The 13750-nt window shown below is 33.9% G+C and carries 9 protein-coding genes; 3 read left to right on the top strand and 6 right to left on the bottom strand.

The features are described from left to right. The 3 genes from ACH2BV_RS08770 to ACH2BV_RS08760 all read left to right on the top strand — a co-directional run. Positions 1-1372: gliding motility-associated C-terminal domain-containing protein (locus ACH2BV_RS08770; protein ID WP_395050349.1), on the top strand; the 1372-nt coding region annotated here is incomplete at its 5' end. 58 nt (positions 1373-1430) lie between these two features. Continuing rightward, positions 1431-2336, top strand: a complete 906-nt coding sequence (locus ACH2BV_RS08765) for a type IX secretion system membrane protein PorP/SprF (RefSeq protein ID WP_395050348.1) — start codon at positions 1431-1433, stop codon at positions 2334-2336. A gap of 11 nt (positions 2337-2347) precedes the next feature. Then, entirely contained in the window at positions 2348-4288 is a 1941-nt protein-coding gene (locus ACH2BV_RS08760) for an OmpA family protein (protein WP_395050347.1), read from the top strand. Between the two features lie 645 nt (positions 4289-4933). Here ACH2BV_RS08760 and ACH2BV_RS08755 read toward each other — a convergent pair. From ACH2BV_RS08755 to ACH2BV_RS08730, 6 genes are all read right to left on the bottom strand, one after another. Further along, positions 4934-5434: a CAP domain-containing protein gene (locus ACH2BV_RS08755; RefSeq protein ID WP_395050346.1), complete on the bottom strand. Its 501-nt coding sequence runs from the start codon at positions 5432-5434 to the stop codon at positions 4934-4936. 271 nt (positions 5435-5705) lie between these two features. Beyond that, on the bottom strand, positions 5706-6386 hold the full coding sequence (gene cmk / locus ACH2BV_RS08750; protein ID WP_395050345.1) for a (d)CMP kinase: 681 nt from the start codon (positions 6384-6386) through the stop codon (positions 5706-5708). A 7-nt stretch (positions 6387-6393) separates the two neighbouring features. Next, positions 6394-7413 carry a type IX secretion system protein PorQ gene (gene porQ / locus ACH2BV_RS08745; RefSeq protein ID WP_395050344.1) on the bottom strand — a complete coding sequence of 340 codons (1020 nt, stop codon included), beginning with the start codon at positions 7411-7413 and terminating at the stop codon, positions 6394-6396. A 158-nt stretch (positions 7414-7571) separates the two neighbouring features. After that, positions 7572-10022, bottom strand: coding sequence for an endopeptidase La (gene lon / locus ACH2BV_RS08740; RefSeq protein ID WP_395050343.1), 2451 nt, complete (start codon positions 10020-10022; stop codon positions 7572-7574). A 299-nt stretch (positions 10023-10321) separates the two neighbouring features. Then, positions 10322-11629 carry an MFS transporter gene (locus ACH2BV_RS08735; RefSeq protein WP_395050342.1) on the bottom strand — a complete coding sequence of 436 codons (1308 nt, stop codon included), beginning with the start codon at positions 11627-11629 and terminating at the stop codon, positions 10322-10324. A gap of 132 nt (positions 11630-11761) precedes the next feature. Beyond that, positions 11762-13693 (bottom strand): amino acid permease, encoded by a 1932-nt coding sequence (locus tag ACH2BV_RS08730; protein WP_395050341.1) that lies wholly within the window; start codon positions 13691-13693, stop codon positions 11762-11764. Positions 13694-13750: the final 57 nt, after the last annotated feature.

The raw sequence follows: 13750 nt of genomic DNA, 5'->3' as shown, positions 1-13750 counted from the left end.
TTCTGATGATTTAACCTATAACACTCAAGGAACTCACGTTATTACTTGGACTTTTGACGATGGTAATGGAAATGTGGAAACAGCTACACAAAATGTAATTGTGGACGATACTGTAGCTCCTGCTACTCCTGAATTGGCCAATGTAACCGGACAATGTACTGCCACTGCTGTTGCACCGACAACAACGGATGCTTGTGTTGGAACTATTACTGGAACAACTTCTGATCCTTTAACTTACAACTCTCAAGGTACTTTCGTTATTCATTGGGCATTCAATGATGGTAATGGAAACAGTATCAACGTGAATCAAAATGTAATCGTTGATGATACTGTAGCTCCTGCTACTCCTGAATTGGCTGATGTAACTGGACAATGTACTGCTACTGCTCCAACTCCAACGGTAATTGATGATTGTAACCAAAATGTAATCACTGGAACTACAACTGATCCGTTGACTTACAATACTCAAGGAACTCACGTAATTACTTGGACTTTTGATGATGGTAATGGTCAAATTATTACTGCTATGCAAAATGTAATCGTTGATGATACTGTAGCTCCTGCAATTCCTGAATTGGCTGATGTAACTGGACAATGTACTGCTACTGCAGTTGCACCGACAACAACAGATGCTTGTGTTGGAACTATTACTGGAACAACTTCTGATCCTTTAACTTACAACACTCAAGGTACTTTCGTTATTCATTGGACATTCAATGATGGTAATGGAAACAGCATTATCGTAAATCAAAATGTAAATGTGACTGTACCAGAAAGCGGTCCACCAGTACTTGGCGAAGCTTGTAATACAAGTACAGACACTGTTGACTTAAATACTTTGTTGCCTGCTGGAACTTCTTCAAATGGAATTTGGATAGATGTAAATAATTCAGGACATTTGCAAGGCAGCATACTATCACCTCTTGATATGAGTCCTGGTGACTATGTTTACGAATATAAAGTTACTAATGGAGTTTGTCCTTTAAGTATAAAAATAAATATGAACGTAGATCCAAAATATTGTGAAGTAGCAGGGGTAGTTTGTGATGCTATTGAAGTACACAAAGCCTTAACTCCAAATGGAGATGGTAAAAATGATATTTTAATTATTGAAGGAGTTGATTCAAGCACTTGTTATCCTTCTGGAGTTTCTGTTGAAATATACAATAGATGGGGAATCTTAGTTTTTGAAACTAGTAAATATAGCAACACATCTAATTATTTCGATGGTTATTCAAGAGGAAGAACAACTGTAAGTAAATCTGATGGTTTACCAACAGGAACCTATTTTTACATAGTGAATTATGAATCTGTTGATAATGGAAATATTCAAATGAATAGAAAAGACGGGTTTATATACCTTTCAAGATAAATTTAACTCAAATCTAACTCCCGGGAAATAAAATTCCCGGGTTTAAACAACAAACTAAATGAAGACAAGAATACTATTATTCGCTTTGATGTTTACTGGAGTGTTAAGTTATGCTCAACAAGATGCACAATTTACACAATACATGTACAACACAATCAATGTCAATCCTGCATATGCCGGATCGAGAGGAGCCTTGAGTATGTTTGCCCTGCATCGTACACAATGGGTTGGTTTAGACGGAGCACCCGTTACCAATACCGTTTCTATTAACACACCATTGAACAATTCTAATCTAGGTTTAGGTGTGTCGCTAATCAATGATAAAATTGGACCTACAACTGAAAATGCAATCTCAGCTGATTTATCATATACTATCCAAACATCAGAAACCTGGAAATTATCCTTTGGGGTTAAGGCTACTGCTAATTTATTTGATTTGGATGCAACCAAATTAACTAATGTTGATCCTGATCCAAGTTTGCAAAATTATAGTAAATTCTCTCCTAACATTGGAGCCGGTATTTATTTGCATTCCGATAAAGCCTATTTAGGTTTTTCAGTACCAAACTTTATCGAAACCAATCGCTATGACGACAATGAAGTAGCCATTTTCAAAGAAAAAATAAGTTATTACCTTATTGCAGGATACGTATTTGACTTGAGTAATACAGTGAAATTCAAACCCGCTCTGCTTACCAAAGTCGTGGAAGGTGCACCGCTACAGGTGGATGTTTCAGGAAATTTTATGTTCTATGACAAATTTATGGTTGGACTTGCATACAGATGGTCCGCATCTATGAGTGCGATGGTAGGTTTTCAAATCACTGATGGCTTATACATTGGTTATGGATACGACAAAGAAACCACTAATTTAGACAACTATAATTCCGGTTCGCATGAGATATTCCTGCGTTATGAATTATTCAACAACATCCAAAAAATAACAACTCCTAGATTCTTCTAAAAACAATTATTATGAAAAATTTTATACTCCTTTACATAACGATAATAAGTGTTTTTTCATTTAACAGTTATGCCCAAAAAGCGCAACTTGCTGCTGCTGACAAAAAATACAACAGCTTTGCCTACATCGACGCCATTAAAACCTATGAAAGGGTGGCGGAGAAAGGATACAAATCAGAAGATATGTTCCAAAAACTTGGTAATTCGTATTACTTCAATGGCGAGTTAGATAAGGCGGCCAAATGGTATGATGAATTGTTTGCTATAGCTCCAGATCAACAATCTGAATATTTCTTCCGATATGCCCAATCTCTGAAAGCCGTTGGACAAATGGATAAGGCAAACGAGATGTTGGATAAATTCAATCAGAAAGCGGGAAATGACAAAAGAGCTACTCTTTACGAAAAAAACAAAAATTATCTCGATAGAATTAAAGTAAATTCAGGAAGATACAAGGTAGAAGATGCTGGAATTAACAGTAAATATTCCGATTATGGTAGTGCTTTCTATTCAGGTAAACTGGTTTTTACTTCTGCTAGAGACACAGGTAGCTTCATGCAAAGAAAACACGAATGGAATAACCAACACTTCACCAATCTCTATGTTGCAGATTTAGGCGAAGAAATGGTTCCTGGAAAAGTAAATAAATTCTCCAAAGAAGTAAAATCAAAATTCCACGAATCTAGCGCTATATTTACTAAAGATGGTAATACTATGTATTTTACTCGTAATAACTATCTTGATGGAAAAAAAGGGAAAGATGGAAATGAAATTACTTTAATAAAAATATACAAAGCCTCTTTTGAAAATAACGAGTGGACCAAAATATCTGAATTACCTTTTGATAGTGATCAATACAGCACTGCTCATCCAGCACTTAGTCCAGATGAGAAAACATTATATTTTGCATCGGATATGCCTGGTACAAAAGGACAGTCTGATTTATTCAAGGTAAAAATAAATGATGATGGCAGTTATGGTACTCCAGAAAATCTTGGAGGTAATATCAATACTGAAGGTAAGGAAACTTTTCCTTTCATTTCTGATGAAAACGAACTTTATTTTGCGTCAAATGGTCATCCAGGTCTAGGTGGTTTAGATATTTTTGTTTCCAAAATTAATGCAGATGGAACCTTTGGTGAAATTCAAAATCTAGGTGATGGAGCCAATTCGCCTAAGGATGATTTTGCTTATTTGATTGATTCAAAATCAAGAAGAGGTTTTGTAACTTCAAACAGAGGTGGTGGACAAGGTTTCGATGATATTTATAAATTTATTGAAATCAGAAGACTAAAATGTGAACAGGAATTATATGGAACTGTGACCGATTTGACCACAACCCAGATATTGCCTGATGCTAAAATGAGCTTGTTTGACAATGAATACAACTTAGTAAATACCGCAGTTTCTGATCCTTCCGGAAATTATACTTTTGCCGTGGAATGCGGGAAAACCTATAATGTGAGAGCGGCTAAAATGGATTATACAACCAAAGAGCAGAAAGTAACCATTGCAATTGAAAACAATGGCAGAACTAATTTACCGATTGCTTTGGAAAAAGAAGCCTGCAAAGTGGCCGTGGGTGATGATTTAGGAAAATGTTTTGGTATTAAAATGATTTATTTCGATTTGGATAAATACAACATAAGAACTGAAGCCGCATTGGATTTAGAAAAAATATTGGATGTATTGAATCAAAATCCAACTATGAAACTCGACATTCGCTCTCACACAGACAGCCGTGCTTCGTTTAAATACAATGAAGTTTTGTCTGATAATAGAGCCAAATCGACCATAAACTGGTTGGTGAAAAATGGTGTGGATCCTAGCAGATTAACCGGTAAAGGATATGGTGAAACACAATTAGTAAACCAATGTACAGACGATGTAAAATGTACTGAAGAACAACATCAACTTAACAGACGTAGCGAATTTATTATTACTGGTCTATAAATTAAGATTGATTTTAATTATAAACCCTCGAAAGCTAAACTTTCGAGGGTTTTTTAGTTGAATAATTTCTAAACGATATAAACTATAATAACTATAAGTTAGAACCTTTTAGGAGCTATTTAGGAATTTGTTTAGGTGTTATTTATGTATATGAACTATTTTAGTAAAAATAATTGTTGCTCCATTTTATATTCTGAATTTACTTTTATAGAAATGAGTATAATAGCGTGCGATATTTTCATTATAAATTCTATTTAATCAACCAAATATTAATAACAACTTACGGGATATTTAATCAATATTTTTTACCAACTTTCTAGATACTACGGCGTCATAAAGTATATAAAAAACACAGATAACATATTTGAATTAAAGCCTAATATGCAATCGCATAATTAACATTTATAAACAATTTAAAGAAAAGTAAGTGTTTTGATTTAATATTTTAAATCTAATTTTCAATTTGTAAGGATTTTTTAAAGTAGAAACTCAAGGTAGTTTTGAGCCAAGAAGATATAAATAATAATTGTTAAATCATTGAATACTATTCTGGAAGTTATTAAGCATTAAGCTTATTACGCGGAATATATTTCAAAAAAAAAACTGCCTATATAAGGCAGCTTTTAAATTAAAACCAAACTTTATTTATATTTTTGCAAAGATATTTGTGTAGTATTTTTTGCCATCAGCATTAACTCTAATTGAAATTCCAAAGTGAGTAAAGTTACCTTCTATATTTGCTTTGTGTGCAGGGCTTTTTAGCCAAGCATCAACAGCAGATTGAGGTGAATTATAATTATAAGCAAGATTTTCGCCAACGCTTTTTGCTCCTAGTACTTGCATAATATTTTCTGATCTTGAAACAAAGTCATAGTGATTAACAACGTTATTTGTTATCATATAATTATCATGTTCTTCAGATTTATATGAAATGTGGTTAATCTGTTGTAATTCATTTAAACCAATACTAACTCTATAATTATTTATCAAAGCCATAGTCTCTATTTCTGAAGAATTATAAGTATAAGACATTACTTTCTGTGTAGAAGCAGAAGAAGTAGAATTCTCTGAGCTATCAGATGAACATGAGTTCATTGTGAATATTAATGCAACTAGCAATAATATACGAAGTAATTTTGCTTTCATAATAAAAGGTAGTTTAAGTTTAAAGTAGATTGTGGGGCAAACTTCTTTAGGGTTAATTTTGTATGAACTTGTTTAATTATAGTGTAAATATAGCTCTTTTATCGTTTAAGTGCCAAATTAAATCGATGAAATACACAATATAAAAATTTAATTATATAATTTTCCTACATATTTGTCAGATTAATTATCTGTTTTTAAGTATAGAATTAATTGAATGAAAAAAGCCCCGCAATTTGCGAGGCTCATATTATTCCTAAATTGTACTAAAATCCTAAATCATGACCAATTTTAATGCTTTTTCAAATTGTTCTTGTTTTGAAATATTTGAATTATCAAATTCAATTGCATCTTTTGCTTTAACCAATGGAGAATCGTCACGATGGGTGTCAATATAATCCCTTTCTTCAACGTTCTTCAAAACTTCTTCAAAAGTCACATTATCTCCTTTTCTTTGCAATTCCTTATATCTCCTTTGGGCTCGTGTTAATGGGCTGGCTGTCATAAATATTTTTAAATCTGCATCTGGAAAAACGACAGTTCCTATATCTCTTCCATCCATAACAATCCCTCTATTTTTTCCCATTTCCTTTTGCTGTTCGACTAATTTTGAACGCACTTCCGAAATTTCGGCAACTTTACTAACATAATTGGAAACTTCGATTGTACGTATTTCTTTTTCAACATTAACATCATTCAAATACATTTCGGCAAATCCCAAATCTGGATTGAATTTAAAAGTTAATTGTATTGAAGGCAAACTTTTAATTAGTGATTCCTTATCAAAAAAAGCTGAACCAATAAATCCCTTTTGCATTGCAAACAAAGCTACTGCACGGTACATTGCTCCTGTATCAACATAAACATATCCCAAATGCTTGGCTAATTCCTTAGCCAAAGTACTTTTCCCCGTAGAGGAAAATCCGTCAATTGCAATGGTGATTCTTTTATTCAAAATAGTTTTATTGTAAGTTAATTGTCAAACCAAACAAACTCGTATTTCCCGCTAAGGTATATCTTGAATACGAATAATTGAATTTTATTTTGTTAAATTTCAGTCCAAAACCTACAGAAATTCCTGAAAAATTTCGAACATCTTGCACTTGTAATTCTTCGGCTCGTCTAAAATTATATCCTAATCTTAGATTGAATGATTTTTTTGGAAACAACTCCACACCAAAAACTGTATGACGTAAAACATTACCAAAAACAGATGGTTTCTTCTCGGTTGTACTTCCATCCAATGAGTTTTGTGCCTGATTCGGGTTAGAAAAAGAAATATTCCATTGCTGCAAATTATCCAAGGTAAGATGCCAGCGTATAGGCACATTTTCTAGTTCTTGCGAAACACCAGCCATTATTTCCAATGGAAGTTTTTCGTTTATACCATTATAGGTTGTAATTTGTGTTCCAATATTTCGAACTACCAAAGCCCAATTGACATCGTTAGCTTCATCTATATAAACGGCTCCTAAATCAACCGCTCCACCAATTGAATTATAACTTTCTAAAGTCGAAGAAATTAATTTTCCACTCGCTCCTATAAATAGATTTGTACTAGGTACATTATAAGAATATCCAAATGAAAGTGCTGTTTCACTACCGGTAAATGGAGAAGTGGCCTGACCATTTTCGTCATACCCTTCAAATTTACCATAATTTACATAATTTATTCCCACCTGAAAAGTTTGCAAATGACGGTCATAAGTATAAGCATAAGAAGCCGTTCCGTATGTCACTTCACCAAAATAACTTCCGTAATTTAAAGCCAAATGATTGTCCATGTCCGGATTTATTGTTGCCGGATTAAACTGGGCCTGATTGACGTCATCATCATAAATTGTAATCGTTTTACCGCCTAAAGCCGCTTGTCTTGGCGATGTCACCAAGTTTAAAAACTGATAAATATACTTACCTCCTATTTGACTGTAGGACACAGTGCAAACCGAAAATAAAAAGAGAATTAAAAGTTTTTTTTGCATACTTGAAATGGGTATTCTGTATAGTAAAACGCAAATGCGAAGATAAAATTATAATGGTAAAAATTCTTGTTTTTCTGATGAAGTTTCAAGCCAAATTCTAAATCAAATAAAAATTCCATCCTGTTCAGGATGGAATTGAATTGTATTAAAAGCTTTGTTTATAATACTTTTGCGTTTTTCACCTTTTGAGTGGTTATGGCAATTTTCAAAACTTCACTCATTTCCTTCACATAATGAAAAGTCAATCCTTCAATATATTTGGGTTTAATTTCGTCTATATCGCTTTTATTTTCGTGGCACAAGATAATTTCTTTAATGTTGGCTCTTTTAGCTGCCAAAATCTTTTCTTTTAATCCGCCCACAGGCAATACTTTTCCACGTAAGGTAATCTCACCTGTCATCGCAAGACCTTTTTTCACTTTCTTTTGTGTAAGCACTGAAACTAATGAGGTTAGCATTGCGATTCCCGCACTTGGACCATCTTTCGGGGTTGCTCCTTCGGGAACGTGCAAATGAATATTGTATTTTGTCAACATATCCGGATTTAAACCTAAAAATTCTGCATTGGCTTTTATGTATTCCAAAGCTATCGTCGCTGATTCTTTCATTACAGTACCTAAATTACCAGTAATGGTCATCCCTCCTTTTCCCGGAGAAATTAAAGATTCAATAAAAAGAATATCACCTCCAACACTTGTCCAAGCCAATCCAGTAACAACACCTGCAACATCATTGGTTTCATATTTATCTCTTTCCAGTCTAGGAACACCAAGGATTTTTACAATATCTTCGGTGGTAACTTTCTTGTTGTACTCCTCCTCCATCGCAATTGATTTGGCCGCATTACGAATCACTTGTGCAATTTTTGCTTCTAAACCACGAACACCAGATTCCCGAGTATAGCCTTCCACTATTTTTTCTAATTGCTTTATCCCAACAACTAAATCTTTAGAAGTCATCCCGTGCTCCTTCAATTGTCTTGGAAGCAGGTGCTGACGAGCAATTTCGACTTTTTCTTCGATAGTGTAACCCGACATTTTTATGATTTCCATCCTGTCTCTCAAGGCAGGTTGAATCTCGGACATATTATTTGAAGTGGCTATGAACATCACTTTTGATAAATCGTACCCCATTTCGAGGAAATTATCATAAAATGAGTTGTTTTGTTCTGGGTCTAAAACTTCTAATAATGCAGATGATGGATCACCCTGATTGCTATTTGATAATTTATCAATTTCGTCCAACACAAAAACAGGATTTGATGTTCCTGCTTTTTTCAAACTTTGAATAATTCGTCCCGGCATTGCGCCAATATAGGTTTTTCGATGACCTCGAATTTCGGCTTCATCACGCAAACCGCCAAGCGATATTCTCACGTATTCTCTTCCCAAAGCTTCGGCAACAGATTTCCCAATAGAGGTTTTACCTACTCCTGGAGGTCCTGTCAAACAAATTATTGGGGATTTCATATCATTACGCAATTTCAAAACTGCCAAATGTTCAATCATTCTTTTCTTAACATCTTCCAATCCAAAGTGATCTCTATCCAGAATTTTTTGTGCACGTTTTAAATCAAAATTATCTTTGGAATATTCGTTCCAAGGCAATTCTAAAAATAAGTCCAAATAATTTCTTTGAATACCAAAATCAGGTGCTTGTGGATTCATTCGGCGCATTTTAGCCAATTCTTTTTCGAAATACTTTTGCGTTTTTTCGTCCCATTTTTTGGTCTTAGCTTTCAGGCTCATTTCGTCCATTTCTTCTTCTTGCGAAACGCCTCCCAATTCTTCCTGAATGGTTTTCATTTGCTGATGAAGAAAATATTCCCGTTGCTGCTGGTCTAAATCAAAACGAACTTTAGACTGAATATCGTTTTTTAATTCAAGTTTTTGAAACTCAACATTCATATAACGAAGCGTTTCAAGCGCTCTTTGTTTTAAGGCAGAAATCGATAGTAAATCCTGTTTTTCCTTTACGGACAAATTCATATTGGAAGTAACAAAATTGATTAAGAAAGATTGGCTTTCAATGTTTTTAATCGCAAAAGTGGCTTCACTAGGAATATTAGGACTTTCCTTTATAATCTGAATGGCTAATTCTTTTATAGAATCAAGAATTGCCAAGAATTCGGTATCCTCTTTTCCAGGTCTTTTTTCAAGAAAATCTTTAATGTTTGCAGTAAGATAAGGACTTTCCGTAATTACGGAATCCAATTGGAAACGCTTTTTTCCTTGAAGAATAACGGTAATATTTCCGTCAGGCATTTTTAAAACTCGTAAAATTCGAGCAACAGTTCCTATATTATGCACATCATTTTTAGTAGGATCTTCAACCTCTTCATTCTTTTGAGCTACAACGCCAATAATTTTTCCGGCGGCATAAGCATCATTAATCAGTTTTATGGATTTATCGCGTCCTGCCGTAATAGGAATCACCACTCCAGGGAATAAAACCATATTTCGCAAAGGCAAAATAGGCAATGAATCTGGCAATTCTTCATTATTCATTTCCTCTTCATCTTCAGGAGTCAATAAAGGAATTAAATCAGTTTCAGTATCGAATTCCTGAAGTGACAGATTGTCAATAGTAAGTATTTTATGTTGCGACATTTGTTATTTGAGTCTTTTTGTCATTAAATATGTTCATTAATCTAACAAATATAGGGCATCAGAACCATAAATTTCAATAAAACCGATGTAAGGTGCATAATATTCGCTTAACATTAAATATTGACAATCATTATGCCAAAAACCAACCTAAAATAGATTATTTCCTATGAAAGTATGGCTTTGGAAATCAATTTCATTTGTTAATTTAAAAATGGAACGACACAATTTGGAATAGAATAGCTCGTGTCTCAATGAAACGTCAGAAGTAACTTTCTATTGACAATAAAAATTTGCTTATCTTATTTAACCGTTTCAATTTTTTTCATAAAACTAAGCACAATGTAGCCAAGCAAAAAGAAAACCGCTAGAATAAAAATAGAATTTCGCATTGAATTGGTAACAGCACCAACAAATCCAAAAGTAAAAGTCCCCATAACTATTGCAATTTTTTCGGTTACGTCATAGAAACTAAAGTAAGTTGCATGATCTTCAGTTTCGGGCAATAACTTGGAATAAGTGGAACGTGACAAGGATTGAATTGCGCCAAATACCATTCCTATTGATGCCGCAATTGAATAAAATTGCAAATCAATATATTTATTATCCTTGTTTATTAAATATAAGGCAAAACAAATTAAACCCCATATTGCAATAATAAGTTTCAGAGTTTTAATATTTCCTATATTTTCGGAAATTCTTGAAAATAGATAGGCTCCAAATATGGCAACGATCTGAACCACTAAAATAGTGATTATCAATTGACTCGTTTCAATTCCCAATTCAATTTTCCCATAAATTCCCGCAAATAAAATGATGGTTTGAACACCAATACTATAAAAGAAAAATGCCTTCAAAAATTGTTTCAATACAGGCTGGTTCTTGAGGCTTTTTAAAACTATCATTAATTCTTTGAATCCTTTGAATATAAAATCTTTTCTAGGTTTTTTATTGAATACATTTCCAGGCAAGAAATGAAATGTGACTTGGGCAAAACCCATCCACCAAATCCCGACGGATAAAAACGAAATTCTTGCCGGTAATGTAGGATCACTGATTCCGTAAAATTCAGGTTTCATTACCATTGTCAAATTAAAAGCCAGCAAAATTACCGAGCCGAAATAGCCGTACATAAATCCTTTGGCGCTCACTCTATCGTGTTGCTCCGGGAAAGCAATTTCCGGTAAATACGAATTATAAAAAACGACACTTCCCCAAAAACCAATACTTGCCAAGATAGTTGACACAATTCCAATCCATAATGTATCTTGGCCTTTAAAGAAAAACATCGCCATCACGGAAAGTGAACCCAAATAACAGAAAAACTGCATAAATCGCTTTTTGTTTCCCGTGTAATCCGCTATTCCAGATAAAATTGGAGATAAAAAAGCAACAATCAAAAAGGAGAACGACAACGAATAGGACAATAAAGAACTGTTGAGAAATGAAGTTCCCAGAAAAATTACCTTTCCATCATTTCCGCTCGTCACGGACTCATAGTAGATAGGAAACACTGCCGTGGAGATTACTAACGAATAAACTGAATTTGCCCAATCATAAAATGCCCAAGCATTGATTAATTTAGGACTTCCTTTAGGTAGATTTTCCATTTTTGATATTTATGATTTCAAATATAGTTAAAAACAATTCACTAAAGTTTAATTTGCGTTGAACCACAAAAAAATCACCAAGAATTTAAAATAAAATTCTTGGTGATTAAATAATTTTGAGTTGTGCACTATTTATGCTTCCTTCAAATTCAGCTTGCTGTTTTTTCGGCTAAAGCCAAAGTAAATAGACAGTCCAATAAGCAACCAAATAGTGAAATATATCCAGTTCCAAACACTTAATTCCGCCATCATATACAAACAGCATATCAACCCTAGTAATGGAATTAGAGATAAATTTTGTCTATTGGACCAAATTGTCAATCCAAACAAAACAATCAAGAAAATCCACATTGGAATTTTGTGTTTAAATAAACTAAAACCACTTTCATACTTGATGGAATCATCAACAGGCAATCCTTTGATTACGGCAGCATATTCTACATCATCTTGTTGATATTGGCTCAACATATTCTCTAAATCTGGTGTATCAGTGGTACTGTTTTTAGCATCAACACTAACTAAATAATCATATACTTTTGTAAAATGAGTCTTATCTAAAGAAGTAATTATATCTGCCGAATTTTTAATTTGAGTTTCATTAGTCAAAAAATCCATTGACGCTTTTTTGTTGTAACCAAAAGAAAAAACTAATCCAATAATAATTAAAAAAGGCATAATGTATTTAGAATTTACATAAGGCGTTTTAAATTTTCCGCGAGGAATATCCGTTTTATTCTGCAAAACCAAAACTCCGGCACAAACCAAAACAAAGGCGAATAAAGTTCCAATGCTGCATAAATCCGTAACCATAGTCAAATTCAAGAACAAGGCAGGAATTGCAACCACAAAACCGGTAACTACAGTTGCATAAGAAGGTGTTTTAAACTTTGGATGCACTTTAGAAAAACGTTTTGGCAATAATCCGTCACGACTCATACTCATCCAAATTCTAGGTTGTCCCATTTGGAAAACCAGTAAAACGCTTGCCATTGCAACAACTGCACTTACTGCAATAATTCCGGACATCCATTTTAAGTGTAATTTGTCGAATACAAAAGCTAAAGGATCACCCACATTCAATTCGTTATAACTTACCATTCCTGTTAATACTAATGCAATTGCAATATATAAAATGGTACATATAATAATGGCCCACATCATTCCCTTTGGCAAATCCCGTTGCGGATCTTTGCATTCTTCAGCTGTGGTAGAAATTGCATCAAAACCTATATAGGCAAAGAAAACTGCCGAAACCCCTTTTAAAACACCAGCTGCGCCATTAGGAGCAAACGGATGCCAATTTGCTGTATCTACATAAAAAACACCAACAGCAATTACTAAAAGAACAATACATAACTTAATTACAACCATCACATTACTGGCGTTTCTGGATTCTTTCATCCCACGATAAACCAAAGCCGTAATCAAAATAATAATTAATAAAGCAGGTAAATCAGCAACAAAATGTAAGCCTGCCAAAGTTGGCGAAGTCGTCCAAGCTGTATAAGACGTTTGTAAACCCGAACTTAAATTTTCAAAAGATTTACCTCCTTGCATCAAAGCTGTAGCATCTCTAAAACCATTCGAAGCTGTTAAATAGTCCATTTGAACCCATTGAGGCAGATGAATTCCCATACTTTCGAGCAAACCCGTAAAATAATCACTCCACGAAATTGCGACCGTTATATTACCAATAGCATACTCCATAATTAAGGCCCAACCAATGATCCAGGCTATAATTTCTCCAAAAGCAACATAAGAATAGGTATAAGCACTTCCGGAAACCGGAACCATAGAAGCAAATTCAGCATAAGCAAAAGCAGCAAAACTACAGGCAATGGCAGTGAACAAGAAAAGAAAAATTACAGCAGGACCTCCATCAGCACTGGCTTTACCAATAGTACTAAATATACCAGCTCCCACAATTGCGGCAATACCAAAAGCGGTCAAATCGCGCGCAGTCAAGTGTTTTCCTAACGCATTATGTCCGTCAGTTTCATTTTTTGCCACTTGCTTTAAAATGTCCTGAACTGTCTTTTTTCTGAATAAACTTGAGAAAGCCATGTTGTAAATTTTATCGTTAAAAATAAATATATTGTAATTTTTGCAGTTTTATTTTAC

The organism is Flavobacterium sp. (assembly GCF_043780635.1).
Taxonomy (GTDB): Bacteria; Bacteroidota; Bacteroidia; order Flavobacteriales; family Flavobacteriaceae; genus Flavobacterium.
The sequence above is the reverse complement of the archived record's forward strand: the minus strand, read 5'-3'. Positions and strand labels throughout refer to the sequence as shown.

What these genes read in the sequence shown, in the direction of transcription:
- ACH2BV_RS08730 (WP_395050341.1), bottom strand. Translation starts at nt 13,693, where the DNA reads ATGGCTTTCTCAAGTTTATTCAGAAAAAAGACAGTTCAGGACATTTTA.
- lon (WP_395050343.1), bottom strand. Translation starts at nt 10,022, where the DNA reads ATGTCGCAACATAAAATACTTACTATTGACAATCTGTCACTTCAGGAA.
- ACH2BV_RS08735 (WP_395050342.1), bottom strand. Translation starts at nt 11,629, where the DNA reads ATGGAAAATCTACCTAAAGGAAGTCCTAAATTAATCAATGCTTGGGCA.
- ACH2BV_RS08755 (WP_395050346.1), bottom strand. Translation starts at nt 5,434, where the DNA reads ATGAAAGCAAAATTACTTCGTATATTATTGCTAGTTGCATTAATATTC.
- porQ (WP_395050344.1), bottom strand. Translation starts at nt 7,413, where the DNA reads ATGCAAAAAAAACTTTTAATTCTCTTTTTATTTTCGGTTTGCACTGTG.
- ACH2BV_RS08760 (WP_395050347.1), top strand. Translation starts at nt 2,348, where the DNA reads ATGAAAAATTTTATACTCCTTTACATAACGATAATAAGTGTTTTTTCA.
- ACH2BV_RS08765 (WP_395050348.1), top strand. Translation starts at nt 1,431, where the DNA reads ATGAAGACAAGAATACTATTATTCGCTTTGATGTTTACTGGAGTGTTA.